Below are 25,601 nucleotides of genomic sequence, written 5' to 3' on the forward strand. Positions count from 1 at the left end.
TCGGCAAAGGTAGTTGACCGACTCGACAATGGAACGGCGCACTATCCTTCGAGTCCTGCTGCTAGCCGTCGTAGTCGGATCTGCCGGATATCTCGCGATCGCGTGGGTCAACGCACCGACTAACGCGACCGCTGCCGCGGCGAATCAGACGCAGTTACCGCTCGAGGATCGGACGCCGGTCGTCGAGAACCGCGACGGGGCGACCGTCATTACGACCGATCCGCCGGCGGGAAATGACGGCCTCGGGGCTATCGTCGCGTTCGGTACCGACGGACGGCCGCTCTACCACAACGATACGTACGGCAGTTACTTCGACGTCGACCCCGATCCGCCCGGCTCGAAGACCGTTCTGTACGTCGCGGGGAGCCGGTACGACCCGTGCCCCGACAGGCTCCAAGCAGAGACGGACAGCGCCGGTGACGACGGCTGTGCTGAAATCGCGGTCGAGCGCGTCAACCTCACGACCGGCTCGACCGAGCGAATACACACCGCCGTTACCGGCTGGGACATCTGGCACGACGTCGACCGGATCGACGAGCACCGACTGCTCGTGGCCGACATCGCTCGAGACCGCGTATTCGCGCTGAACACTACCACCGACGAGGTGACGTGGGAGTGGCGCGCCGAGGACGGTCTCGATCCGGACAGCGGCGGGCAGCCCGGGGACTGGACCCACGTCAACGACGTCGAACTGCTCGAGGACGGTCGCGTGATGGTCAGTCTCCGCAATCAGGACCGGGTCGCCTTTCTCGAGCCGGGCGAGGGACTCGAGCGCGACTGGACGCTCGGCGCCGAGGACGCGTACGGGATCCTCTACGAGCAGCACAATCCGGACTACATCCCGCCCGCCCGCGGCGGTCCGGCGGTGATCGTCTCCGATTCGGAAAACAACCGCGTCGTCGAGTATCAGCGCGAGAACGACACGTGGACGCGAACCTGGGAGTGGCGAGACCAGCGGCTCCAGTGGCCGCGCGACGCCGACCGACTCCCCGGCGGCCACACGCTCGTGACGGACTCCAAGGGTGATCGGGTGCTCGAGCTCTCGGAGACCGACGACGTCGTCTGGAGCGTGGATATCGCGACGCCCTACGAAGCGGAGCGTCTCGGGACCGGCGACGAGAGCGCGACCGGGAGGAGTACGACCGCACTCGCGAACGGTTCCATCGACACGAGGGCCGCCGAAACGGATCGAACCTCGAAGACCGGTCTGTCCTGGCTCGTCGCCTTCATCACCGGCCCGGCAGTCAACGGCGTGCTGCACGCGGCCCCGACGTGGATGACGATCGAGGATTTGCTGGTCGCCGGCGTATTCGGTATCACAGCCGTGACGGCCGGCGCATTAGAGGTATACTGGTCGAGAGTCGGCCGACGACTGTTAGAACGGCTGAGATGAAAACTCGTGATCTCAACCGCTGACAACCACTAATAAGGTCCTGTTGGAATTCTATTCATCATCCGCAATGTCGAATGAAACAATCGTTAGCTGAAGACTGCGTCTTGATCAATGTCGGCAGTTAACTATTGTACTTGGGCCGGTGAAACGGGATATGGCGATTCGGACGACAATAGGGTGGTCGCTCATCACGTCTGGTATCGTAACACTCGTCCTTGCGTATCTTCCGTATCCATCCTTCTATTGGGGTATTGGTCTCCTCGTGGTTGGCACCCTCGTTTTCGTCACTCGTCGGATTTTCTGAGACTGCAATACGCAAAGAGCCACCGTTCCTGAGCGGTAACATATATACGTATTGAACACTGCGGAAAGTGTATGCTCACCGTGATTTCGACGGGGTATTTTGTCACCCCGAATTTGACGGCGAGTACATTCACTCAGTTCGAGACACAATCACTAGTATGACCGGAACCCTAGTTCAAGCGCTTTCGTACACGATGTTGGCAGTCGTCGCCGCGTTCGTTGGGGGAATTGTGGCCGTCTACCGGACCCCGGGACCACAAATGGAGAGTAATGTCCAGCACTTCGCGGCTGGCGTCGTGTTCGCCGCCGTCGCCGCCGAACTTCTCCCAGATGTCCATACACGGGCCCCAACCATGGTCGTCATTGGATTTGCGATCGGTGTCGCCACTATGCTCGGCATCCATCGACTCAGTAAGTACATCGAAAAGCGGGGTATCGGCGGAAAGATGGCGGGTGCTGCTGGTCTGCTGATCACCGTGAGTATCGACATGCTGATCGATGGAATCCTAATTGGCGTGACGTTCCTGGCGGAGGCGGCCACGGGTATTCTCATTGCAGTGGCACTCGCAATCGAGGTCCTCTTTCTCGGGGTAACCGGCGTCATAGCACTCCCGGAAGAGACGAGTACGCTGAAGAAACTCGCCGTCCCCGCCGGATTCGGAACGCTACTGCTGACCGGAGTGACCGCTGGCGTACTCGTGTTCGATGGCGTTACGGGCGCTCCGATTGCGCTCGTGCTCGCGTTCGGATCTGCTGCGCTCCTTTATCTGGTGACCGAGGAACTCCTCGTCAAAGCTCAGAAGGTACCAGAAACACCGACATCGACGACGCTGTTCTTCGTCGGGTTTCTTCTTATCTTCCTCATCGATATGCTGCACTGAGTTTCAGGACATATTTAATAACAAATTTATACTTGAATCGGAGTCGGTCTCGACTTCGATATCGAAAGCCATAGCTCGAGCAAGGAGAAATCCCGGGTGATGTCGTGGCTCATCCTGTTCATCGCCGGCCTCTTCGAGATCGCGTGGGCGATCGGCCTCGCTTACTCTGACGGACTCTCGAAGCCGCTGCCGACGGCCGGAACGGCTATCGCGCTCGTCATTAGCATGGTGTTGCTCGCGAAAGCGGTCCAAGACCTCCCGATCGGAACCGCCTACGCCGTCTGGACGGGGATCGGTGCCGTAGGGACCGCGACGCTCGGTATTTTCCTCTTCGACGAGCCCGCAACGAGTGCGCGCATCTTCTTCATTTCCGTGATCGTCGTCGGAATCGTCGGCCTCAATCTCGTCTCCGGAGGTCACTAGGACCGATCGACCCCGCTGCGAGTAGCTAGCTCGAGCAACAGCACAGCTGGCGCTGCCGCACCTGACAACGTACCGTAAGCATATGTGGCGAGTCAATGTACTCCGACGAGAACTATGGCAGATGCATCCGACGGGCTGTTTCATCAGTCGACCGACCTCGAGGCCGAGTCGCCGACGCTGATCGAAGGGTTACCGGGCCACGGACTGGTCGCGTCAATCGCCGTCGATCGGATCACCGACCAGCTCGATCTCGAGGAGTACGGGTCGATCCGATCCGACGCCTTGCCGCCCGTCGCTTCGTTTACGGACGGGCTGGTGCAGGATACGGTACGCGTCTACGGCGGCACGGAGCCGGAGCTCATGACGCTCCAGAGCGACGTCCCGATCCCGGAAGATGCGTTCGACGAGTTGAGTCGGTGCGTCCTGGAGGAGCTGGTCGATGATTTCAGCCGGGCGATCTTCCTCGCCGGTGCGCCGGCCCAGTCCGAGGAGCAGCAGGGCGACGTCGTCGGGGTCGCGACGACCGAGGAACTGAAGGCGGAACTCGAAGACGCTGGAATCGAACTGGCGGAGGAGTCCGGCGCCGTAAGCGGCGTGACCGGAGCGCTCATCAACGCCTGTTATCAGGCGGATGTACCGGCGGCGCTGCTGCTCGTCCGCGCGGATCCTCGGCTCCCGGATCCGGCCGCGGCGCGGTCCGTAATCGAAACGGCGCTCGAGCCGCTCGTCGAGTTCGACATCGATACGACCGAACTTCGCGAGCAGGCGGAGGAGATTCAGCGGCAGAAACAGCAGGTTGCACAGCAGTTACAGCAGGCACAAGGCCAACAGGACGAACCTATTCGAGGAATGTTCCGATAGGGGCGAGATCGACGGTCGATAGAAGAGTCGTCGGTTCGGGCGCAGACTTACACGTGGCCCACCAATCGGGGAGGGCTTTGAGCAATGGCGGGAGCGCGGCGAACGACTTCGCTCTGGGCTAGTGACGCTCTCGTACCGGCATCGGTACGCCGTCGCAGAACTATGTAAACAGTATCTGTATCTATTATACACGAAAAGCTTTTGATGATAGTAGATGATCCTCTCCGTAGGGTCTGTTACCATGTCTCGCAACGTTTTCGACGAGCGCGAATACGAACGCCGGGTCGATCGGACGAAAGAGCGGTTGCGCGAGGAGAACCTCGACGCGATCGTCGTCGCCGATCCGGCCAACATGAACTACCTGACGGGCTACGACGGTTGGTCGTTCTACGTTCACCAGGCGGTTATCGTGACGGTCGAACGCGACGACCCCGTCTGGGTCGGCCGAGAGATGGACGCGAACGGTGCGCGGGCAACGACCGCCCTCGAGGACGACAGCATCCGGTCGTACAGCGACGACCACGTCCACTCCCCGTACGACCTCCACCCGATGGATTACGTCGCCGGCGTCCTCGAGGAACTCGAGGTCGCGGACGGCCGGATCGGCCTCGAGATGGACGCGTCGTACTTCACCGCCAAGTCCTATACGCGACTGCAGGAGAACCTCCCGGAGGCGGACTTCGAGGACGCGACGCTGCTGGTCGGCTGGGTTCGGATCAAGAAATCCGAGCGGGAACTCGAGTACATGCGCGAGGCTGCACGGATCTCCGAGAACGCCATGCGGGCGGGCCTCGACGCGATCGAGGCGGGCGTGCTGGAGTACGAGGCCGCGGCCGCGATCTACGAGCAACTCGTCAGGGGAACCGAAGAGTACGGCGGCGACTACCCCTCTATCGTGCCGCTGATGCCCTCGGGCGATCACACGGGGACGCCGCACCTGACCTGGACCGACCGCGAGTTCGAGGACGGCGATCCGGTCATCATCGAGCTCTCGGGCTGTCGCCACCGCTACCACTCGCCGCTGGCCCGGACGACGTTCGTCGGCGACCCGCCCGAGGAACTCCAGCGCACCGCCGACATCGTCGTGGAGGGGATCGAGGCCGCCCTCGACGTCGTCGAGCCCGGCGTCACCTGCGAGCGCGTCGAGAAGGCCTGGCGTGAAACGATCGCGCAGTACGGCCTCGAGAAGGAGGACCGCATCGGCTACTCGATGGGGCTGGGCTACCCGCCGGACTGGGGCGAGCACACCGCGAGCATCCGGCCGGGCGACGAGACCGTCCTCGAGGAGAACATGACGTTCCACATGATCCCCGGCATCTGGACGGACGAGATCGGCATGGAGATCAGCGAGACGTTCCGCGTTACAAGCACCGGCGCCGAACCGCTGGCCGACTTCCCGCGACGGCTGTTCACGGCGTAACCTCGCTACTCCGACCCACCACCCGCTCACGACACCGGCGTCGAAGGCTCCAACGGCTCGACGACGTCCGCGACGCCGCCCTCGAGGCGAAGCTGCTTGCGGCTTGGGCGACGTTCGCGGGCGTAGTTTTTTCCGCGACCGTGTGGGAATACCGCGCGATGTCTTTCGACCCCGACGCCGTCAAGACGCTCGCGTTCGACTCCTACGGGACGCTCGTCGACGTGACGGCCGTCACGGAACCGCTCTCGGAGTACGTCGACGAGCCCGAACTCGTCTCGAAGCTGTGGCGGGAGCGCTCGCTGGCGTACGCGATGGTCGGCAACGCGATCGACGAGTACGATTCGTTCTACGAGATGAACCGCTGCGCGCTTCGCTACGCACTCGAGACGGTCGGCGCCGACGTCGACGATGACGAGCGCGAGGAACTTCTCTCAACGTACCATGATCTCCCGCTGTTCGACGACGTCCGCCCCGGACTGGAGCGGTTGCACGACGCCGGGTACGAGCTGTACGTCGTTTCGAACGGGAGCGAGGAGATGCTCGAGTCGATGGTCGACCGCGGTGACCTCGACGACCTCCTCGAGGAGACGATCAGCGCCGACGAGATCTCCCAGTTCAAGCCGGAGCCGGAGCTGTATCGCCACGCCGCCGATCGGATCGGCACGCCCATCGAGGAGATAGCGTTCGTCGCGGCGGGCTGGTGGGACGTGCCGGGTGGGATCAACGCCGGGATGCAGGGTGTCTGGGTGGACCGACAGGATACGCTATGGGGACCCTACGAGACGGAACCCGACCTCACGATCGAGAGCTTCCACGAGCTCGCCGGCGAACTGGAAACCGAGTGATTTGCCGTTGGACACCGCACATGATTCGGGCAGCTCCCCTAGGTGCTGTATAGTGTGCGGCCACACTAGGTTTTTCAAATCGAATCCCGTACCGATGAGTATGAGCAGTGAACGGGTCGATGCCGAGAGCAAAGTTTCGGGAAATCAGGCGAACATTCCGTCCAGAATTCGTCGCGAACTCGATATCGACGACGGTGATCAGCTTCGCTGGCGCCTCGAGGACGACGGGAGCGCCCGCGTCGAGGTCGTCCGACAGAAAAGCGGAACGTTCGCCGAGTTCGACGGCTACGACGGGACGGAAGCGACCGACGTGACGACCGACCACGATGCCTGGGGCGTCGACGGCGAGTAAATGCCTCGCGCACTCGTCGATACGTCGGTCCTCTTCGCAGCCGCTTACAGACGGGATAGCGCGCACGGGACTGCGCTTCCGGTGCTCCGCGGTATCGACAACGGATCCCTCCCGGAAGCGGTCGTCCTCGACTACGTACTCGCGGAAACGCTCAACGGACTCACGACGCACGCCGGACACGGTGCTGCCGTCGATCTGCTCGACCGCATCGAGGAAAACGCACGCTTCCACATCGATTCGCTCTCTGCGGACGCTCTCGCGACGGGAAAAGCGCTGTTCCGGCAGCACGAACCCCTCTCGTTCGTCGACGCTTGCATCGTTGCGTACATGAAAACCGAAGGACTCGGTTACCTCTACGCTCTCGACGACGATTTCGATGTCGCTGACGATATCTATCGACTCGAGACGGCGACGAACCCGTATGACCCGAGTTAATCCGGTACTCTCGAGCGGGACCATCCGGCACGTTCACGGTGAAGAAAACGAGACACCGCCCGAGCGCCGCCCTCGAGACTTACTGCGAGAGCGCGGCCGCAACCGCTTCGATCGGATGCGACGGGTCGTCGCAGCCGTCGTAATCCGATAGCTGCGTTCGGCAGGACGCGCCGGGCGCGACGACCCGATCGCCGTCGCTCGAGTCGATCTGATCGAACAGGATCTCGCCGATCCGCCGGCTCAGCGAGTAGTGTTCGGCCTCGTAGCCGAACGAGCCGGCCATCCCGCAACAGCCCGAATCCAGCGCGTCGACCTCGTAGCCGACCGCCTCGAGGACCGCCGCCGCGTGGCCGTCCTTCGTGGTGGCCTTCTGGTGGCAGTGGCCGTGGTAGGTCAGGGTCTCTGCGGGATCGGCGCGGTCCGTCGGCAACGCCGCGGCGAGGTCGAACCGGTCGAGGTACTCGCAGACGCCGTAGGTATTCGCGGCGAGCCGTTCGACGTCGAGTCCCGAGAGCAAGTCCAGATAGTCCGACTGGAGCATCACGGCGTCCGACGGTTCGACGAGAACGACGTCCCATCCGTCCTCGATGAACGGCACCAGCGCGTCGACGTTCGTCCGCGCCCGTTCGCGGGAGACGTCGAGGAACCCCTTCGAGTGGGCCGGCCGGCCCGTCGGCGCGACGCCGTCGGGGATCCGGACGTGGACGCCCGCCGTCTCGAGGACCTGCACGGCCGCCTTGCCGGCCCGCGGGTGATTGTAGTTCGTGTACGTGTCGGGGAACAACAGCACCGTGCGGTCGGCCTCCTCGAGGGGGATGCGGGGGCCGCGGTCGGTGAACCAGTCCTCGAAGCTCTCGCTCGCGAAGGTCGGCAGGTCGCGCTCGCGGGCGATGCCGCCCGTCTTCTCGGCGAGCAGATCGGCGCCGGGAAGCGACGCGGCCCAGTTCGACAGCGGCGCGAGCGCGGAACCGACGGCGTTCAGCCGGTCGACGTTCGCGAACAGTCGTTCGCGGAGGCTCGCACCGCGTTTCCGGTGGGCCGCGTGTTCGACTTCGGCCTTGAGCTTCGCCATATCGACCTCGCTCGGGCAGTCCCGCGCACAGCCCTTGCAGCCGATACAGAGGTCCATCACCTCCGCCAAGAACTCCTCGTCGGTGGCGTCGGTCTCGAGGTCGCCGCTCATCGCGGCCCGAAGCATGTTCGCCCGGCCGCGCGTGCTCAGACTCTCCTCCTCGGCCGCGCGGTAGGTCGGACACATCACGCCGCCGGTGGTCACCTGCTCGCCGCGACAGCCGGCGCAGCCGTGACAGAGTTCGACCATGCCCTGAAAGCCGTTGTCGTTGTCCCACTCGAGGGTCGGCTCGAGCGAGGGGTCGAACTCGTAGTCGGGGTCGAACCGCAGGTGCTCGGTCATGTCGTGGTCGCCGCAGACAGTACCAGGGTTCAGGAGCCAGTCGGGGTCGAACACCGTCTTCAGCTCGCGGAACAGGTCCCAGACGTCGTCGCCGTAGAGCTTGTGGTTCCACTGAGTGCGCGCGCGGCCGTCGCCGTGTTCGCCCGACACGCTGCCGCCGTACTCGACGACGAGGTCGGTCACGTCGTCCGCGAGCGACTCGAAGTCCTCGAGCCCGGCCGTGGTCTTGGTGCTGACCAGCGGCCGCATGTGCATACAGCCCGGGCCGGCGTGGGCGTAGAAACTCGCGAACGTGTCGTAGTCCTCGAGCACCTCGCGGAAGTCGGCGACGTAGTCCGCGAGGTTCTCGGTGGGGACGGCGGTGTCCTCGATGAACGAGATGTGCTTTTCGTCGGAGGTGCGAGAGAGCAGAATGGGCGCTGCGCTCTTGCGAAGCTTCCAGAGTTCGGCGATCCCCTCGGGGTCGTGGGCCTCGAGAGCGTCGAAGGCGCGGACCGGCGCCGCGTCGTCGCTGTCGGCGTCGTCGAGAATCGGATCGTCGTCCGGCAGCCGATCAGCCAACAGCTCCGCCACCTGCTCGCGGCCGTGCTCGTCGTCCTCGGCGTAGAACTCGACGAGCAGCGCCGTCTCGGTGCCCTCGGGAAGCCGCTCGACGAGGTCGGCGAACTCCTCCGTCCGCCGTGCGAGACCGATTAGGACGTCGTCGATCGCCTCGACGGCGGCCGGATCGTGATTTCTGACGATGGTGTCGACGTCGGCCATCGCCTCGAGCAGGTCGCGGTAGGTCAACAGCGCCACGGACGTCGTCTCGGGGACCGGCTCGAGCGAGACGGTCGCTTCCGTGACGACGCCGAGGGTTCCCTCGCTGCCGGCGAAGACGCGGGCGAGGTTGACGGTGGCGTCGGGGTCGGGCTCGGAATCGCCGTCGATTTCGATCGAACCCTCCCCGCGCTCGTCGAAGGCGTCGGGGTCGCCGTAGGCCTCCGCGACCAGTCGATCGAGGTTGTACCCCGACACGTTGCGCTTCAGTTGCGGGAAGGCGTCGGCGATCGCGCCGGCTTCCTCGTCGATCACGCGAGCTAGTGCGGCGTGGATTCGCTCGAGGAGGTCGCCGTCGGAATCGGCCCGCTCGCGAAGTTCGCGGACGGTCACCTCACCGAAGTTCGCGACGGTGCCGTCGGCGAGGACGACCTCGCAGGCCTCGACGTAGGCGTCGGTCTTGCCGTACTGCAGCGAGTGGGCGCCCGTGGAGTTGTTCCCGATGGCGCCGCCGACCGTGCTGCGGTTCCCCGCAGCGGGATCCGGCGCGAACTTGAGGGCGTGCGGCTCGAGTTCGCCGTTGAGGTCGGCCAGCACCGCGCCCGCCTGAACGGTCGCTCGCCGGGTTTCGGGGTCGATTTCGAGCACGTCGCCCATGTGCGATGTGAAATCGAGAACGACGGCTTCGTTGACCGCCTGGCCGGCGAGGCTGGTGCCGCCGCCGCGGGGGAGCACGGGAATCCCCTCGGCGGCGCAGTAGGAGACGACGCTCGCGACGTCGGCCGTCGACCGCGGCAGGACGACCCCGACGGGCGTCTGCTCGTAGGCGCTGGCGTCGGTGGCGTACAGTTGTCGGGAGTACTCGTCGAAGCGGACCTCGCCGTCGATGCGCTCGCGCAGCGCCGCGACGAGGTCGGGGCGGTCGATCTCCCCGCCGACGTAGTCGTAGTCGGCTCGCGGATCCGCGGCCGGATCGTCGGCGCGCGGATCGGCGGGCGGTCCGAGGACCGTCTCGTCGGGCGTCGACGTCCGGTCGCTGTGGTCGGTCGTCGACGAACGGTCGCCGCGGTCGGTCGTCGAATCAGGATGTTCGGTCGCCATCGTGTCTCGTCACTGGTCAGTTCGACTCCGGTCGGTAGACGACGTTCTCGAATGCCTCGTCCTCGTCGGCCTCGAGCGCGGCCACGTTGGCCGCGACGATGTCGGCCAGCCGGTCCCAGTGTTTCGGCGTGTGGCCGCCGGTGTGGGGCGTGAGCAGACAGTTCTCGAGGTCCCAGAGTTCGTGGTCGGTGGGCAGCGGTTCGGGGTCGGTGACGTCAAGCGCGGCGCCGCGGATGCCCTCGGACTGCAGCGCCGCGACCAGCGCGTCGGTGTCGACGAGACCGCCGCGGGCCGCGTTGACGAGGACGGCGTTCGGCGGCAGCGTCGCGAGTTCTTCTTCGCCGACGAGCCCGCAGGTGAGGTCGTTCAGCGGGCAGGCCAGCACGACGTAGTCGCTGCGGGAAAACGCCTCGTGGATATCGGCTTCCTCGAAGCCGAGCACTTCGTCGGTGGGACCGCCCTTCTCGGGCGTGTAGCGGATGCCGATCGTTTCGACCTCGAACCCCTCGAGGCGCTTGACGACCGCCTGGCCGATCGAACCGAGGCCGACGACCGTGACCGTGCTGTCGGTGAACTCGGACGACTGGAAGTGGCGCCACTCGCCGTTTCGCTTGCGCCGCCAGCCCTCGTGGAGATTGCGGGCGAAGACGAGCATGTTGGCGATCGTCTGCTCGGCGATGCCGGGCGCGTGGATCCCGCCCGCGTTCGTCACGGCGACCTCGCGCTCGGCCAGCGCGTCCATCGGGACGTGATCGGTACCGGCGAACGTGCAGGCGAACAGCTCGAGCCGATCGGCCGCCTCGAGCAGCGACTCGTCGATCGTGATGCCGGTCACGACGCGCGCCTGCGGAACGAGTTCGCGCTCCTCTTTCGGCGTCCGCGCGAGCGCGACGGTGTGCTCGGGCAACCGGTCGCGGAGCGTCTCGGCGTACGATTCCATCGACAGCCCTTCCGTCCCCTCTCGTAGAACGACGATGTCCGGGTTCGTACTCATGGGTGACCCGCGTCGGAGCGACGCGTTACCCTACGGTTGTCACCGATTCTCTTATCCTTTTTGTGTATCTGCCGTTAACACTGACTGTGTATAATTAAGTCGCTGGGGCACGTCAGTACCTCGCATGAACGAGCCAATACGGGATCGCCTCGTTTCGCTCAGACGGAGCCTGCACCGCCACCCCGAACCCGCGTGGCGCGAGTTCTACACGACTACACGACTCGTCGAGGAGATCCGGGCGATCGGCGTCGACGAACTGGCCGTCGGTCCCGACGCCTACGACCCCGCTGATCGGATGGCCGTCCCCGACGACGAGGAGATCCAGCCGTGGATCGAACGCGCCCGTGAACGCGGCGCCGACGAGGCCCTCTTGGAGCGGATGAGCGGCGGCAACACCGGCGCCGTCGCCGTCCTCGAGAAGGGCGAAGGTCCCGCGATCGGGCTACGAGTCGACATCGACGCGCTGTTCATCGAGGAATCCGCCGATGAAGACCACGAACCCGCGGCGGAGGGCTTCCGCTCGCAGATCGACGGCACGATGCACGCCTGCGGCCACGACGTCCACATGACGTGGGGGCTGGCCGTCCTCGAGGCGATCAAGCAAAGCGACTTCGCGGGTCGGCTCGTGGTCTTCTTCCAGCCCGCCGAGGAGACCAGCGGCGGCGGCTGTCCGATGGCCGAAAGCGAGTTCGCGGACGGGCTGGACTACCTGTTGGCCGTCCACGTCGGCCTCGACCATCCGACCGGCGAGGTCGTGGCGGGAATCGAAAAGCCGCTGGCGATGTGCCACGTCGACCTGACGATCGAAGGGACCTCCGCACACGCGGGGAAGGCCCCCAACGAGGGCGACAACGCGATGCACGCGATGGGGACGGCGATCGAGAACGCCTACGGCATTCCCCGTCACAGCGACGGGATGACCCGCGTGAACGTCGGCCGAGCGGAGGCCGGTACCGCGAGCAACATCATCGCCGAGCGCGCCGACATGGAGGCCGAAGCGAGGGGTGAAACGACGGCGCTGATGGAGTACGTGAAGGACCGCCTCGAGCGGACGGTGAAAAACGCGGCTCGAATGCACGGCTGCCGCGCCGAGTTCGACGTCGTCAGCGAGTCGCCGCGGGCCGATAGCGATCCGGAACTGCAGGCGCTGGTAAGCGATATCGCCCGCGAGGTTCGAGGAATCGACCGCGTGCTCGAGGCCGCCGACTTCGGCGCCAGCGAGGACGCCACCTTCCTGATGGACCGCGTCCAGCGCGACGGCGGACTGGCGACGTACCTCATCGTCGGCACCGACCATCCGACGAGCCACCACACGCCGACGTTCGACGTCGACGAGCGCAGTCTCGAGCACGGCGTCGAGGTTCTCGTCGACTCGATCCGGGAACTCGAGCGGCGGCATCCCGTTTCGCGGGTCGACCGCGAGGGCGCCGACCGCAGGGGCGGAGAATGAACAGGGAAGGCAGTGCCGAGGAACTCGTCTCCCTCGAGGACGTCGAGGATGCCCGCGAGCGCATCGACGACATCGTCCACCGAACGCCGCTGGACACGTCTCGGACCTTCGCCGAACTGAGCGGCGCGGCCTCCGTGGGGTTGAAACTCGAGAACGTCCAGCGGACGGGCTCGTTCAAGATCCGCGGCGCGTACAACAAGATGAGCCAGCTCTCGGCGGCCGAGCGCGAGGCGGGCGTCATCTCCTCGAGCGCGGGTAACCACGCCCAGGGCGTGGCGTTGGCCGGCCAGTTGCTCGACATCGACACGACGATCGTCGTCCCCGCGGTGACGCCCGCGGCGAAGATCGAGGCGACCCGCGGCTACGGCGCCGAGGTCATCGTCGAGGGCGACATCTACGAGCGGTCCTACGCGTACGCCCTCGAGCGAGCCGACGAGACCGGCGAGACCTTCGTCCACCCCTTCGACGACGAGGCGATCGTCGCCGGGCAGGGGACGATCGGCCCGGAGTTGCTAGAGCAATACCCCGATCCCGACACCGTCCTCGTCGCGATCGGCGGCGGCGGGCTGATCTCGGGGATCGGGACGGTACTGAAGGCACGCGATCCCGAGATCCGCGTGATCGGCGTCCAGCCCGAGGGGGCGGCCCACGCGAAGCCGTCGCTCGAGGGAGGCGAGATCCGCGAACTCGAGGCCGTCGACACGGTCGCGGAGGGGATCGCCGACACCAGGATGCTCGAGACCACGTTCGAGATCGCCCGCGAGGTCGTCGACGACGTCGTCACCGTCAGCGATACGGAGATCGCGACGGCCGTGACGCTCCTGGCAGAGCGCGCGAAGACCGTGGCCGAGAGCGCCGGGGCGGCGCCGCTGGCTGCCGCGCTGTCGGACGAGACGGACCTCGATCTCGAGGGCGACCGCGTCGGGATCGTGATCTCGGGCGGCAACGTCGACCTCACCGAGCACGCCGAGTTGACTCGCACCGGCCTGCACGAACTCGAGCGCTACGTCGAGGCCAGACTGGCCGTCGCGGGCTGGCCGACGACTGTGGGCGATGTCGCCGAGACCGTCGAATCGGCGGGCGCCGAACTGGACGCCCTCGAGCGCGCCCGGCGCACCCCGGTCGACGAACCGAACCGGGTCCCGGTTACCGTCGGCTTCGCGGGTAGCGGCCCCGACCATCTCGCGGGCGTGCTCGAGCTGCTGGATGGGCTCGAGGGCGTATCGGTGCTCGAGCGCTCGCTCGATTGATTCGGCGAGGGCTCGAGCATCGCGGCCCGCGACCGCGAGAGCGGTCCGTCCGGCACGATCGGGGGTGTTATAGTGTCTGTCGAAGTGCAGGGCAAGTCACAGAGGAACCCGACTAGAACACCGCACTTATGGCTACCGTGGAGACCGTTCTTTCGTCGATCTTCAGCACGATTCCCGAACTCCATTCTGGTCAACTCGGGTTGCTCGCGGGCGTTCTCGTCGGCATCGTCTACTGGCACGGGTATCGCCGGTCGTCGCTCGCTCTCCTCACGACGCTCTATCTGCTGGCGCTCGGCGTCGTGCCCGCGTCCGCGAGAGGGCTCGCGGTCGTGCAGTCGAAACCGTGGTACTTCTGCTCGCTGCTGCTTATCGCTTCGCTCGGTGCGATTGTCGGGCGCGTCATCTGGCAAACGGTGTCGCTCCCGCGCTCCCTTCGGTCGGTAGTTGCCGACCGGCGGAACGTCCGAGAGCTCGTTCGATTTCGCTGATCGGCCGGTGCTGCTCTCCGCGCGGTCGGAACCGACATCGACGTGTCACTCGCGGTCGCGATAGACCGGTGAGCGAACGGTGAGACTACTATCGCGGAGCCGCCACCCGAGTTCGAGCGCGGTCCAGGTCACCCCCGAGAGGAGTCCGACGGCGATGGCGGCGGCTTCGGCCTTGCCGATCCAGACCGGCGCGACGAAGATCAGCGCGTTGTAAATTCGATAGGGAAGGACCGACTCGAGAACGCCGCCGAAAAATTCGAGCGGGCGGAATCCGACGCCGCCGGCTTCGCGATCGGCGTCGGCATCGGCGGGCGTCCGGGACTCGAGGCCGAGTTCGGCCGCGCTGTGCCCGCTTGTGCTTTCGGCGCCGGTCTCGAGGCGCTCCACGTCGTAGGGGAGCATCGATTCGACCTGCCAGACGATCTCGCCGGACGGGTCGACCTCCAGCACGCGGTTGCCGTGGGTATCGGTGATCAGCGTGTTCCCGTTGGGAAGTCGATCGGCGTCTCGAGGCCACTGCATGCGATCGTCGGCCCACTGCCAGGTTCGAACCCACTCGCCGTCCTCGCGCTGGAACTCCTGGACGCGGCCGTTCTCGGAGTCGGCGACCACGATCGCTGGCCCGCCGCGAGATTCGGGGATGTAGTCGGGATTGTGCTGTTCGTACTGGATATCGTAGTCGTCCTCGATTCCGAGCGTCCAGTCCTCGACCAGCCCTGTTTCCGGATCCAGGAACACGACCCGATCCTGGTTCCGGAGACTGGCCACGATTCGACCCTCGTGCTCGCCTTCCTCGATGTACTCGACGTCGTTGAGGTGCGTCCAGTCGCGGGGATACGCGTGCCCGCTCTCGAGGGGGAAGTCGGCCTGCGCGTCCCAGAGCCACTCGACGATCCCCGTCTCGGTGTTGACGATGAACACCTGATCGGCGATCATATCGGCGACGACGACGTGCGACTCGTTGATCCGCGTCGAGTCGTGCCACTCGGCCGCGAGCTCCTTGCGGTCGTAGCGCTCGTACACGACCTCGACCTCGCCGGTCTCTAAGTCGGCCCGTTCGATGACGTTCAGCGCACACGGTGGGCTGGTGCACGTCGGACCCTTCGTGTGGATCGTCTCCGTCGCCGTATACTCGACGGTCAGCGGATCGCCCTCGACGGGATCGACGTCGAAGTACTTCGTTCGCGAGTTGTTGTAGTAGATCACGTCGCCGTCGGGCGCGTACGCGGTGATCGTGCCGACGCGTCCCGATTCGGTGACGACCGTGTGGTTCTCCGTCGGCGGGGCCGCCGGCACCGCTTCTTTCGACGCCGTCGAGAGGCCGCCTGAGGCCGCGCTCGCGACGATGGCGGCCGAGAGTACCACGAGGATTGCGAACCCGACTCTGAGCCGAGTCCGCGTACCCAGCGATCGGAGGCGACCGAGCGGCGGAATCGAGAGCGCAGTCATGGACCATCCCGATCAACGCGGGCGGGTTGCCGGACCGGATCGAGGCGCTGATCGTACGACATCGAATGTGAGGACTTCCTCCTTTTTACTTACGCCTCCGTCCGCATGGCGCTCGGTGCGCAGGCGTACCGAACGGGCACTCGAGCAAAAGCCGCTGCCCGACGATCGAACGGTCCCCCTCAATCGGCCACTTTCGCGCTCGGCCCGACGGCTTCGATCGCCTCGAGAAGGATCCCGATCCCCAACTCGATCTCGCGTTCCGTCGAGTCCAGCGGGGGGAGCAGCCGAATCGTCTTCTTGCCGCAGCCCAGCGTCAGCAGGCCGCGCTCGAGCGCGGCCTTCACGACCGCGTTCCGGCGCTCGGCGGTGTCGAACTCGACGGCCAGCATCAGTCCCTTGCCGCGGACGTCCTCGACGTAGTCGGGGGCGTCGTCGCGCAGGAGTTCTTTTGCCTGCCGGCCGCGTTCGGTTGCGTTCGCGAGCAGATCGTGCTCCTGGATGGCCTCGAGCGTGAACGTCCCCATCATCGCGCCGAGGATGTCGCCGCCGCCGAACGTCGAGCCGAGCCGGTTCTTCTCCTCGGGGAAGACCTCGGAGCGGGAGATGGTCGCCCCGACGCGCAGCGCCTTCGCGCTCGCGATGACGTCGGGCTCGATCGGGTAGTGATCCGAAGCCCAGATCTCGCCGGTGCGGCCGACGCCCGACTGGATCTCGTCGACGACCAGCGGAATATCGTACTCGTCGGTGACGGCGGCGACTTCTTCCATGAACGCCTCGCTGGGAAACCGGTAGCCGCCGACGCCCTGAATCGGCTCGAGGGCGAGGAACGTGATCTCGTCGGGATCTATGTGGCCGCCCTCGGGTGCGAGCATCGATCGGAGCTGCGAGTCGCCGCCGGCGAAGAAGCCGCAGTCACAACTGTCGGCGTCGCAGCCCCGATCCGCACAGAACGGCACCGTTTCGGTACCGCTGAGCTGCGGGTAGCGGCGCGTGTAGACGTCCTTCGACTTCGTGATCGAGAGCGTGCCGAGGGTTCGGCCGTGGAAACTCCCCGAAAAGGCGACCCCGTACGTCGAGGGCGCGCGGTAGTCGTGGGTGATCTTCATCGCGTTCTCCATCGCCTCCGCGCCGGAGTTCGAGAGGAAGACCGTGTCCATCCCGTACTGGCTCGAGACTTCGGTGAGCGCGTCCATGAGGTGGCTCGATCCCGGGACCGAGGACTCCTCGGGGGTGGGGCCGGCCCCGAAGTACATGTCCTGGCCGGCGATCTTCATCGGCTCGACGAGGTCGAACGCCTCGAGCTTGTCGGCGAGCTTCGCGTTGTTGTAGCCGAGCGGCGCCGCGCCGATGTGGCAGGTGAAATCCAGCAGGACGTTCCCGTCGACGTCGGTGACGAACGGGCCGTCGGCCTCGCGGGTAATATCCCAGACGAACTCGTGGGAGTACTCGCTGGGCGCCGAGTTCGACTGGTGGAACTCGACCCACCGCTTCGCGTTGGGGCCGGGGAAGGCGCCGACGTCCGGTTCGGCTGCGTCCCTATTCATATACAGATTATGTATACGCCATACATTAAAACTTGTTATAGATTGGCGAGGATATCGGCCGGGAACGGCAGTGACGGTTCTGCCGACGGCGAGCGAGAATGGATGCCAGCCGACGAGGTGGAAGGCCGCGACCGGCTCAGTCGTCGTCCGATTCGACGGGACCGCCGGGTCCGGTCGGCGGCGATTCGGCGTCGCTCGTTCTGCTCGAGCCGATGAGGACGGTCTCGTCCTGTAGGAGCACGCGGCCGTACGACGAGCCGAAGTCCTTGATGAGCGAGAGCATCGCGGCGAAGCAGACGAAGGCGAACGGTGCACCGGTAATGATAACCGCGTTCTGGAGCGCGCTCGTCCCGCCCTCACCGCCGATGATCATGAGGATCGCCGCGGTCATGCCGAGGACCACACCCCAGAAGATCCGATTGATATTCGACGGGTGCGCCTTGCCGCCCGTCGTCATCATCGAGACGGCCAGCGTCGAGGAGTCGGCCGACGTGATGAAGAACGTCGTCACGAGAATCATGAACGCGATCATGAACACGGTTCCGAACGGGAACGCTTCGAAGAGGATGAAGCCCGACACTTCCGGCGTGTTATTGGCGATCACAGTGCTGAAGTCGGCCGTTCCGGTGTGGTGGTACCGGAGGGCAGTCCCGCCGACGAACGTGAACCACGGGATAGTCGCCGCCGACGTCGCGCCGATCCCCGTGAACGCGACCTCTCGGACGGTCCGACCCTTCGAGATGCGGGCGATGAACAAGCCAGCGAACGGAGACCACGAGAGCGCCCACGCCCAGTAGAAGACCGTCCAGGTGTTCATCCAGCCCGTGCCGCCGTCGGAACCAGCACCGGTGTAGAGGCTCATGGACGTGAAGTCGGCGATCATGCCTCCCAGCGCCTGCGAGCCGAGCAGGAGCAAGAACAGCGTCGGCCCCAGAATGAACGTCGCGAGCATGAGCGTGACGAACAGGATCATATTGAAGTTCGACAACCGACGGATCCCTCTATCGACCCCGAGCACCATCGAGATCGTAAACAGGAGCGTCATCGTCGTCACTACGAGGAGTATCCCGGCGTTCCCGAGATTGATACCCCACTGATAATTGAGGCCGGCGATGAACTGGCTGCCGATGAAGCCGAGCGACGTCGCCACGCCGCCGATCGTCGCGAAGACGGCGAGGATGTCGACGACTTTCGCGACCGGACCGTCAAGGTTCTCAGCGCCAATTATCGGCGTCAACGCCGAGGAGACGCGGAGCGGGACGTCCTCGTAATTGTACGCGAAGTAGCCGATCGCGAGTCCCATAATCGTGAATACGGCTAGCTGGGGAAGCGCCCAGTGGAACAGCGTTTGCTGGATCGCGATCGGAACCGCTTCGCTCGTCCCGCCCTCGACGCCGAACAGCGGCGACGGGTTATCGTAGTAGAACAGCGCCTCGGTGGGTCCCCAGAAGACAACGCCCGCCGCGAATCCCGCGGAGTACAGCATCGCGAAGTACGACAAGAAGCTGTACTCCGGATCCGAGTCCCCCATCTTGATCTTTCCCCACGGACCGACGATCAAGAATAACAGGAAGAGGACGATCAGGAAGACGATCACCAATAGCGCCCAGTTCAGATACGTGACCACCCAGTCGTAGACGGTCCCGATCGTCTCGGTCACCAGACTCTCGTTGGCGAAGAACGCCCCGATCACGCCGACGGTAAGCAGCGCACCGAACGCGAAGACGATCGGATCGATCTCCTCGAAGAACGTATCGACCGGCCCCTTCTCGGCGTCGCTCATCCGGTATCACCCCGACTCGATCGACCGCTCGCCGGTTGGCCATGACTCCACCTACCGTTTGCCATGATTGGCGATGGCATACCACATCCATTTACGCCGTATACAATAAGCGTTTCTCACTCTCGAGTCAAATATACGAATAGCGTTTACCACCTGGTCGGTCAGATATACTGGACTATCGCGCATTACTTGGATGTCTATCCCCCATTTACCCAGGAAAGGAAGGCCATACGTTGTATAATCAGTCAAATACCGGCAATAGAAAAGTAGGGTCGAGCCCTCAATAACCGACTATATCGTGAGAGAAGGTTCGGGAAATACGTTGCTACGAGAAGGGGCTCGAGATCAAAAATACGGAAAGTGAAACCGGGTTCGGTGGCGGCCGTTAGTTCGTCAGTTCCTCGAGTTTCTCGTCGCGGACTGCGGCACTCTCGGCGACTCGATCGGAAAACTCGTCGACGCGCTCTTTGATCTCCTCGCGGGTGTCTTCGGGCGAGAACGCGTCGGACATCGTCAGCAGCCGGACGAACGCCCGGAGTTCCTCGTCGGTGAGCTGGGCGAACTCCTCGTTTTCGAGTTTTGCGATGACTTCGTCGACGTCGATCTGGCCGACCGGGTCGACGTTGAACTCGACGTTAACCATTCGGTAGTTCGACCCTGCAAGGCGTTGTTCGGCCTTGCCGACGCCCTCCGAAAGCATGTCCTTGAACGGCGTGTGATAACCCATCGTTCCCAGGTGGAGGAAGGCCAGCATGTCGGTGATCCCCTGCGTGTAGGCGTCGCGATCCTCGTCGTCGGGATCGAACACCGTCTCGCGGTCGCGTTCCTCCATGTACTCGAACAGAATGCTGAAATCGAGAATCGCGTTTCGAACCCGCCGCCGGATGCGGTTGCGCTTTTGTTTCTTCGAGTGGTCCTTGTAATCGGTCTTCCGCCCGAGCAAGAAGTCGCGGTCGGACGGTGTGAGAATGCCGCGCGGCCGATCCGAATCCGCCGCCGTCTGCAGCGACGCCGGAACGTCGTCCTGACTCATACCACACACACAGGTGGCTCGCGAATTAACGTTTCTGTTCTACAGGATTTGATTCGGTAATGACATCCGCTTGCCGGAAGCAACGAAGATCACGGACGGAGGATTGTTGAAGTGGAAGCGGTCAGACTGGCCGCTGGGAGAGCTCGACCGCAGTTTCGGTGAGGACGTCGACGCCGATCTCGAGACTCTGCTCGTCGATGTCGAACGTCGGCGTGTGGTGGTTCGTCGGATGGTCCGTTCCGACGAGGAGATACGAGGCGAGACCGCCGCTGTCCTGGACGCGGTTCATCAGGTAGGTAACGTCCTCGCTGACGCCGAACTCCGTCGTCGGCACGACGCGCTCGACGCCGGCGACGCCCCGAGCCGTTCGTTCGATGAGATCGCGCAGCGCCGGGTGGCTGTCCGCCCGGGGCGACTCGCTGGTAACTCGCAGCGTGACGTCGCAGTCGTGCATCTCCGCCGCGGCGTAGCAGACGCGCTCGAGTTCCGTCCGCATGTACTCCATGAGGCCGGTCGTCTCGCCGCGGACTTCCGCCTCCATCGTGATTTCCTCCGCGATGACGTTGCTCGCGGTGCCGCCTTCGATGTAGCCGACGTTGACGCGGGTCATCCCGTCGCTGTGGCGGGGAATCCCGTAGGCGTTCTGGATCGCCGTCGCGGCGGCTTGCATCGCGTTCCCTCCCTCGTTCGGCGCTTTTCCGGCGTGTGCGCTGGCGCCCTCGAACGTCGCCGTCAAGTGAGCCATCGCCAGCGGCTTCTCGACGCCGGCGACGATCTCACCCGTCGGGTGATCGAGGCCGACGTGCAACGCGAGCAGGTAATCGACGTCGTCGAGGTAGCCGCCCTCGGCCATGGCCTTCCCGCCGCCGGAAATCTCCTCGGCGGGCTGGAAGAACACCTTCAGCGTCCCCGAAAAGTCGCTCTCCTGAATCGCCTCGATCGTCCCGAGCGCCATCGCGATGTGGGCGTCGTGGCCGCAGGCGTGCATGTAGCCGTCGTGTTCCGAGCGAAAGCCCTCCGCGACCGGCCGATGATCGTCGGCCGTCGACTCCGCCATCGAGATCGCGTCGAGATCGACTCGCAGCCCCACGGTCGGTCCGTCGCCCCGGTCGACGACCGCGACGATTCCCGTGTAGCCGCCGGCCATCCGTTCGAGAATATCCTCGCTGACGCCGGCCTCGCGAGCCCGCTCGAGCCACGGCTCGAGTTCGTCCTCGTCGGGGACGGCCATCCGCGCGTCGGTCGCCATCGCCTCCCGGCCGACGGCGATTTTGTCGACCGCGAGCCGCTCGAGCTCCTCGACGACGCGAGCCGTCGTTTTGAACTCCCGCCACCCCGGTTCGGGATGACGGTGAAACGCGCGTCGTAATTCGCGCAACCTGTTTCGGACCTTGTATGCCATTGTCTCCCAAACGTACCAGCGGGATCTACTTAACGATACTCGATAATCGTATCCAGGCTACGAATGTTCAGTACGGACCGCTCGTCGATTCGAAATTCGGTCAGCTGTCCGGAGGTTGGCCGTCGAACCGACCGGCGGCTAGCCCAGGTACGCCGTCGCGTCCATCTCCACGCGGACGTCCTCAGGTAGTCGCGAGACCTCGACGCAGACGCGGGCCGGCGGTTTGTCCCCGAACTGTTCCCCGTAGGCCTCGTTCACCCGTTCGTAGTCCTCGAGGTCGGTCAGGTAGACCGTGACTTTGACGACGTCCGCGAGGCCGTCGCCGCCGGCTTCGTCGACCACCGCGGCGATGTTCTCGAGGATGCGCTTGGTCTGGACCTCAATGTCGCCGTCGACGGATTCGCCAGTGTCAGGATCGACGGGGCCGTAGCCGGAGACGTACAGGGTGTCGCCGGCGCGGACGCCCTGCGAGTAGGGGTTGTCGTTGCTCGGTGCGCCGTCGGTTTCGATCGGGTCGGTGTCTGCCATAGCTGGGGCTCGAGTGGCGACGTCAGGCGGCTCGCTTTGCCTCCGCGATCTCGTGTTCGATCGCCTCGACGACGACGTCCAGCGCCGTCTCCGCCAGATCGTAGGTGAGCACGAGGGGCGGAAGGAATCGGAGCACGTTTCCGTGGCGGCCGGCCGTCCAGACGAGGACGCCGCGCTCGAAGCAGTACTGCTGGATCGCGTCGACGACGTCGCCGTCCGGCCGGCCGTCCGCGTCGACGAACTCGGCCCCGATGAACAGTCCCTTGCCGCGGATGTCGGCCAGCCGTTCCGTGCCGTCGGCGGCCTCGCGGAGTCGACCCTGAATGTACTCGCCGAGTTCGCGGGCGTGGGCGAGCAGGTCGTGCTCCTGTATGTACTCGATTGCACGGGTCCCGGCGCGCATGCCGACGACGTGGCCGCGGTAGGTCCCGGCGTGGTCGCCCGACCCCCACGTGTCGAGTTCCTCCCTGTACATCGTCGCCGAGAGCGGGAAGCCGACGCCGCCGAGCGCCTTCGCGGAGGTCATCGCGTCGGGCGCGACGCCCGCCCAGTCGCTGGCCCACCACTCGCCGGTCCGGCCGAGGCCGCTCTGGATTTCGTCGAAAACGAGCACGACGTCGTTGTCGTCCGCGATATCGCGCAACCCTTGCAGGAATCCCTCTGGCGGCGTGACGATCCCGCCCTCGCCCTGGATGGGCTCGACGATGATCCCCGCCAGATTCGCCAGCCCGCCGTAGGGATCCTCGACGATCGCCTGGACCTCCTCTAAGGCGTGATCGACCGCCTCTTGGGGCGTCTTGTCCTGGCGGAAAGGATGCGGATACGGCGCGTGGACGACGTCCGAGAGCAGGGGCGTGTAGTGGCCCTTGAACTTCTTGTTCGACGTGACGCTCATCGCGCCGGTCGTCGCGCCGTGGTAGGCGCCGCGAAAGGCGATGAGGCCGTCACCGCCGGTGTTGTACTTGGCCAGCTTGATCGAGGCTTCGATCGCGTCACTGCCCGTCGGGCCGCCGAAGACGACGCGGTTGTTGCCCTGCAGTCCGTCCGGCGCGATCTCGTCCAACTTCTCGATCAACTCGAGTCGCGCTTCGGTCGGGAAGTCGACGGTGTGGACGAACTTGTCGGCCTGCTCGTGAACGGCCTCTAACACGTAGGGGTTCGCGTGGCCGACGTTGAGGACGCCGATCCCCGCGAAAAGGTCGATGTACGTGTTGCCGTCGGCGTCGCGCACCGTCGCCCCCTTTCCCTCCTCGAACGCGATCGGGATGTCGTTCGGGTACGCGACTGCGCTGCTGTCGATCTCCTCCTGTTTCTCGAGCAGCGACCGGGTCTTCGGCCCAGGAACGGAGTCGACGTTCGGTGCCTCGTCGAAGTGGAGTTCGTCGATCGGCGGTCCTGCCGTCATACGTCACTCCAAGTGAAACAGGTATTAATAATTTGTCCACACTAACCATACAGACCGTCTACAGATACCGGTTACAAATAGGAGAATCACGTGAAATATAGATGATAGAGTTAGCAGACATATTTCATACATGTATGATCTCATTGACTCCTATTTGATTCCCTATAGTGGATTTATAGCGCCATAGATACTCTACTGACCCGTATTTCTCATAGCTATCTCGATCCCAATCTAATTTTAAATTAGACATGTTTGAATTCCGTCTCAATCGCCGATGGACAAAGCCTAATAGCGGTCCCGGAAATGACGACGTATGCTACACAGTCGCGGGCCCTTACTGACGATCGACGTGGGGGCGGAGACGACGGACGAAACGGATATCGAATCGGTCCACCGGGAGTACATCGGCGGCCGCGGCGTCGCGACGCGGCTCGCCCACGAACGGATTCCGTTCGACGTCGGGCCGTTCGCCCCGGACAACCGACTGTTCTTCACCACCGGCCCGATGCAGGCCTCGAGAATGAGCTTCACGGGGCGGATGAACTGCACCGGCGTCTCGCCGCTGACCGACGGGCTCCTCTCGAGCAACGCCGGCGGCTTCATGTCCCGAAACTTCGCCGCCACCGGCTACGGCGCCGTCGAGATCGCGGGTGCGAGCGACGAGCTGGTCGTCGTCCACGTCCGCGACGACGGCGTCAGGTTCGAGTCCGTCCCGGACCTCGAGGACGCGACCGTTCCCGAGACGGTTGCGTATCTCGAGGACGAACGCGGGATCACGGCGGATCAGACCGCCGTCATCGGGCCGGCCGGCGAACGCGAAGTTCGGTTCGCGTCGATTATGACCTCCGAGGAGCGGGCGTTCGGCCGCGGCGGACTGGGCGCGGTGCTCGGTTCGAAGAACGTCAAGGCGATCACCTTCGACGGCGATTCCGCCCCCGACATCGAGATTCCCGCGACGCAAAACGAGATCCACAGCGAAGCGGCGACCGACGATAACATCATGAAGCGCCAGGGGACCGTCGCGGTGATGGACCTGGCGAACGAGATCGAGGGCCTGCCGTCGTACTACTTCTCCGAGCGGCAGTTCGAGGGTGTCGAGGGGATCAACGGCGCGGCCGTCGAGGAGAAGAAGTACAAGAAAGGTACCTGCTCCGCCTGCGCCTTCGCCTGTAAGCTTCCGACCAAAGACGACGAACGCGGCGTCGAAACCGAAGGGCCGGAGTTCGAGGTCGCGATGGCCTTCGGCTCCAACTCCGGCGTCGACGACATCGTCGACGTGATGAAGTCGAACGAACTCTGCGATCGGTACGGTCTCGACGCGATCTCCGCCGGGAACACCGTCGCGGCGTACCTCGCCGCCGAGGACGAGTTCGGCAACGACGACCTGATCCACGAGCTCGTCGAACGGATCGCGTTCCGGGACGGCGTCGGCGACACCCTCGCGGAGGGGATCGACCGCGCCCACGAGGAACTCGGCGTCGACAACTGGACGGTCAAGGGGATGGACTTCGCCGCCCACGAGGGGCGCGTCCTTCACGGTCAGGGCCTCTCTTACGCGGTCGCCAACCGCGGCGCCGACCACATGTACTCGGTCTTCTACTCGGTCGAATACCCGCTCGTCCCCGACGAGCAGGCCCTCGACCCGACCGGCACCGTCGGCAAGGCCGACCGACTCGTCCAACGGGAGAACCTGATGGCGCTCAACGACTCCGGCGTCGTCTGCAAGTTCTCGCGGGACTACATGAATCCCGACCGGTACGAGAGCCTGTTCAGCGCCGACTTCGAGGAGTTGCTCGCGGTCGGCGATCGGGTCGTCACGCTCGAGCGTCACTTCAACAACCAGCGCGGGTTCGACGCGTCGGACGACGACCTGCCCTACGAAATCCCCGATTTCGAGCGGGCGCTCGAGGAGTACTACGACGCTCGCGGCTGGGAGGACGGCGTCGTTCCCGACGACGCAGTTCCTGCGGGCGTCTCCGTGTAACCGACGAGATCGACTCCGGGCCGGACCGTGTCCGGTAGGGAAACCGATGCCAGGGATCGAACCGAAACCAGTCGGTCGACAGGCTTTACCACCTGGTTAACTAG

At 64.7% G+C, this 25,601-nt stretch carries 21 protein-coding genes; 12 read left to right on the plus strand and 9 right to left on the minus strand.

All coding sequences use genetic code 11. The features are described 5' to 3' along the window. The first annotated feature begins 28 nt into the window (after positions 1 to 28). From HALXA_RS19105 to HALXA_RS19140, 8 genes are all read left to right on the plus strand, one after another. Positions 29 to 1,393 (plus strand): aryl-sulfate sulfotransferase, encoded by a 1,365-nt coding sequence (locus HALXA_RS19105; RefSeq protein ID WP_013875904.1) that lies wholly within the window; start codon positions 29 to 31, stop codon positions 1,391 to 1,393. Positions 1,394 to 1,854: 461 nt separating this feature from the next. Beyond that, positions 1,855 to 2,577: a ZIP family metal transporter gene (locus tag HALXA_RS19110; RefSeq protein WP_013875906.1), complete on the plus strand. Its 723-nt coding sequence runs from the start codon at positions 1,855 to 1,857 to the stop codon at positions 2,575 to 2,577. A gap of 99 nt (positions 2,578 to 2,676) precedes the next feature. Then, positions 2,677 to 3,000: a DMT family transporter gene (locus tag HALXA_RS19115; RefSeq protein WP_013875907.1), complete on the plus strand. Its 324-nt coding sequence runs from the start codon at positions 2,677 to 2,679 to the stop codon at positions 2,998 to 3,000. A gap of 114 nt (positions 3,001 to 3,114) precedes the next feature. Beyond that, entirely contained in the window at positions 3,115 to 3,861 is a 747-nt protein-coding gene (locus HALXA_RS19120) for a proteasome assembly chaperone family protein (RefSeq protein WP_013875908.1), read from the plus strand. A gap of 241 nt (positions 3,862 to 4,102) precedes the next feature. Continuing rightward, positions 4,103 to 5,281, plus strand: coding sequence for a M24 family metallopeptidase (locus HALXA_RS19125; RefSeq protein WP_049895562.1), 1,179 nt, complete (start codon positions 4,103 to 4,105; stop codon positions 5,279 to 5,281). A gap of 158 nt (positions 5,282 to 5,439) precedes the next feature. Next, entirely contained in the window at positions 5,440 to 6,126 is a 687-nt protein-coding gene (locus tag HALXA_RS19130; protein ID WP_013875910.1) for a haloacid dehalogenase type II, read from the plus strand. 100 nt (positions 6,127 to 6,226) lie between these two features. Further along, entirely contained in the window at positions 6,227 to 6,478 is a 252-nt protein-coding gene (locus HALXA_RS19135; RefSeq protein WP_049895563.1) for an AbrB/MazE/SpoVT family DNA-binding domain-containing protein, read from the plus strand. Then, entirely contained in the window at positions 6,479 to 6,913 is a 435-nt protein-coding gene (locus HALXA_RS19140; RefSeq protein WP_013875912.1) for a PIN domain-containing protein, read from the plus strand. 79 nt (positions 6,914 to 6,992) lie between these two features. On the opposite strand, the gene HALXA_RS19145 is transcribed toward HALXA_RS19140, so the two are convergent. Together HALXA_RS19145 and HALXA_RS19150 are read right to left on the minus strand one after the other, a co-directional pair. After that, entirely contained in the window at positions 6,993 to 10,187 is a 3,195-nt protein-coding gene (locus HALXA_RS19145; protein ID WP_013875913.1) for an FAD-binding and (Fe-S)-binding domain-containing protein, read from the minus strand. Positions 10,188 to 10,203: 16 nt separating this feature from the next. Beyond that, complete coding sequence (locus tag HALXA_RS19150; RefSeq protein ID WP_013875914.1) at positions 10,204 to 11,181, minus strand: NAD(P)-dependent oxidoreductase; 978 nt, start codon at positions 11,179 to 11,181, stop codon at positions 10,204 to 10,206. Between the two features lie 124 nt (positions 11,182 to 11,305). On the opposite strand from HALXA_RS19150, the gene HALXA_RS19155 reads away from it, so the two are divergent. From HALXA_RS19155 to HALXA_RS19165, 3 genes are all read left to right on the plus strand, one after another. Continuing rightward, positions 11,306 to 12,631: an amidohydrolase gene (locus tag HALXA_RS19155; protein WP_013875915.1), complete on the plus strand. Its 1,326-nt coding sequence runs from the start codon at positions 11,306 to 11,308 to the stop codon at positions 12,629 to 12,631. Next, a complete protein-coding gene (gene ilvA / locus HALXA_RS19160) occupies positions 12,628 to 13,881 on the plus strand; it encodes a threonine ammonia-lyase (protein WP_013875916.1) in 1,254 nt (417 codons plus the stop codon). Before HALXA_RS19155 ends, ilvA begins: the two co-directional genes overlap by 4 nt. Positions 13,882 to 14,009: 128 nt before the next feature. Beyond that, positions 14,010 to 14,369, plus strand: a complete 360-nt coding sequence (locus tag HALXA_RS19165) for a hypothetical protein (protein ID WP_013875917.1) — start codon at positions 14,010 to 14,012, stop codon at positions 14,367 to 14,369. A gap of 45 nt (positions 14,370 to 14,414) precedes the next feature. Here the strand turns inward: HALXA_RS19165 and HALXA_RS19170 are convergent, their stop codons facing one another. The 7 genes from HALXA_RS19170 to HALXA_RS19200 form a co-directional block, all read right to left on the minus strand. Further along, entirely contained in the window at positions 14,415 to 15,818 is a 1,404-nt protein-coding gene (locus HALXA_RS19170) for an aryl-sulfate sulfotransferase (RefSeq protein ID WP_013875918.1), read from the minus strand. Positions 15,819 to 15,997: 179 nt separating this feature from the next. Continuing rightward, positions 15,998 to 17,362, minus strand: coding sequence for a class-III pyridoxal-phosphate-dependent aminotransferase (locus HALXA_RS19175; RefSeq protein ID WP_013875919.1), 1,365 nt, complete (start codon positions 17,360 to 17,362; stop codon positions 15,998 to 16,000). 136 nt (positions 17,363 to 17,498) lie between these two features. Continuing rightward, complete coding sequence (locus HALXA_RS19180; protein WP_013875920.1) at positions 17,499 to 19,145, minus strand: BCCT family transporter; 1,647 nt, start codon at positions 19,143 to 19,145, stop codon at positions 17,499 to 17,501. A gap of 385 nt (positions 19,146 to 19,530) precedes the next feature. After that, on the minus strand, positions 19,531 to 20,178 hold the full coding sequence (locus HALXA_RS19185) for a hypothetical protein (RefSeq protein WP_013875921.1): 648 nt from the start codon (positions 20,176 to 20,178) through the stop codon (positions 19,531 to 19,533). Between the two features lie 121 nt (positions 20,179 to 20,299). After that, positions 20,300 to 21,580 (minus strand): amidohydrolase, encoded by a 1,281-nt coding sequence (locus HALXA_RS19190; RefSeq protein WP_013875922.1) that lies wholly within the window; start codon positions 21,578 to 21,580, stop codon positions 20,300 to 20,302. 138 nt (positions 21,581 to 21,718) lie between these two features. Then, positions 21,719 to 22,108: a Rid family detoxifying hydrolase gene (locus HALXA_RS19195; protein ID WP_013875923.1), complete on the minus strand. Its 390-nt coding sequence runs from the start codon at positions 22,106 to 22,108 to the stop codon at positions 21,719 to 21,721. 22 nt (positions 22,109 to 22,130) lie between these two features. After that, a complete protein-coding gene (locus tag HALXA_RS19200; protein WP_013875924.1) occupies positions 22,131 to 23,513 on the minus strand; it encodes an aspartate aminotransferase family protein in 1,383 nt (460 codons plus the stop codon). A gap of 313 nt (positions 23,514 to 23,826) precedes the next feature. Between HALXA_RS19200 and HALXA_RS19205 the strand changes: the two genes are divergently transcribed. Beyond that, positions 23,827 to 25,497, plus strand: coding sequence for an aldehyde ferredoxin oxidoreductase family protein (locus HALXA_RS19205; protein ID WP_013875925.1), 1,671 nt, complete (start codon positions 23,827 to 23,829; stop codon positions 25,495 to 25,497). Positions 25,498 to 25,601: the final 104 nt, after the last annotated feature.

It is taken from the genome of Halopiger xanaduensis SH-6, from assembly GCF_000217715.1.
Classification (GTDB): Archaea; Halobacteriota; Halobacteria; order Halobacteriales; family Natrialbaceae; genus Halopiger; species Halopiger xanaduensis.

Bases quoted from the DNA above. Each gene is read 5' to 3' on its own strand.
- HALXA_RS19105 (WP_013875904.1), top strand. From the start codon at position 29: ATGGAACGGCGCACTATCCTTCGAGTCCTGCTGCTAGCCGTCGTAGTC.
- HALXA_RS19110 (WP_013875906.1), top strand. From the start codon at position 1,855: ATGACCGGAACCCTAGTTCAAGCGCTTTCGTACACGATGTTGGCAGTC.
- HALXA_RS19115 (WP_013875907.1), top strand. From the start codon at position 2,677: ATGTCGTGGCTCATCCTGTTCATCGCCGGCCTCTTCGAGATCGCGTGG.
- HALXA_RS19120 (WP_013875908.1), top strand. From the start codon at position 3,115: ATGGCAGATGCATCCGACGGGCTGTTTCATCAGTCGACCGACCTCGAG.
- HALXA_RS19125 (WP_049895562.1), top strand. From the start codon at position 4,103: ATGTCTCGCAACGTTTTCGACGAGCGCGAATACGAACGCCGGGTCGAT.
- HALXA_RS19130 (WP_013875910.1), top strand. From the start codon at position 5,440: ATGTCTTTCGACCCCGACGCCGTCAAGACGCTCGCGTTCGACTCCTAC.
- HALXA_RS19135 (WP_049895563.1), top strand. From the start codon at position 6,227: ATGAGCAGTGAACGGGTCGATGCCGAGAGCAAAGTTTCGGGAAATCAG.
- HALXA_RS19140 (WP_013875912.1), top strand. From the start codon at position 6,479: ATGCCTCGCGCACTCGTCGATACGTCGGTCCTCTTCGCAGCCGCTTAC.
- HALXA_RS19145 (WP_013875913.1), bottom strand. From the start codon at position 10,187: ATGGCGACCGAACATCCTGATTCGACGACCGACCGCGGCGACCGTTCG.
- HALXA_RS19150 (WP_013875914.1), bottom strand. From the start codon at position 11,181: ATGAGTACGAACCCGGACATCGTCGTTCTACGAGAGGGGACGGAAGGG.
- HALXA_RS19155 (WP_013875915.1), top strand. From the start codon at position 11,306: ATGAACGAGCCAATACGGGATCGCCTCGTTTCGCTCAGACGGAGCCTG.
- ilvA (WP_013875916.1), top strand. From the start codon at position 12,628: ATGAACAGGGAAGGCAGTGCCGAGGAACTCGTCTCCCTCGAGGACGTC.
- HALXA_RS19165 (WP_013875917.1), top strand. From the start codon at position 14,010: ATGGCTACCGTGGAGACCGTTCTTTCGTCGATCTTCAGCACGATTCCC.
- HALXA_RS19170 (WP_013875918.1), bottom strand. From the start codon at position 15,818: ATGACTGCGCTCTCGATTCCGCCGCTCGGTCGCCTCCGATCGCTGGGT.
- HALXA_RS19175 (WP_013875919.1), bottom strand. From the start codon at position 17,362: ATGAATAGGGACGCAGCCGAACCGGACGTCGGCGCCTTCCCCGGCCCC.
- HALXA_RS19180 (WP_013875920.1), bottom strand. From the start codon at position 19,145: ATGAGCGACGCCGAGAAGGGGCCGGTCGATACGTTCTTCGAGGAGATC.
- HALXA_RS19185 (WP_013875921.1), bottom strand. From the start codon at position 20,178: ATGAGTCAGGACGACGTTCCGGCGTCGCTGCAGACGGCGGCGGATTCG.
- HALXA_RS19190 (WP_013875922.1), bottom strand. From the start codon at position 21,580: ATGGCATACAAGGTCCGAAACAGGTTGCGCGAATTACGACGCGCGTTT.
- HALXA_RS19195 (WP_013875923.1), bottom strand. From the start codon at position 22,108: ATGGCAGACACCGACCCGATCGAAACCGACGGCGCACCGAGCAACGAC.
- HALXA_RS19200 (WP_013875924.1), bottom strand. From the start codon at position 23,513: ATGACGGCAGGACCGCCGATCGACGAACTCCACTTCGACGAGGCACCG.
- HALXA_RS19205 (WP_013875925.1), top strand. From the start codon at position 23,827: ATGCTACACAGTCGCGGGCCCTTACTGACGATCGACGTGGGGGCGGAG.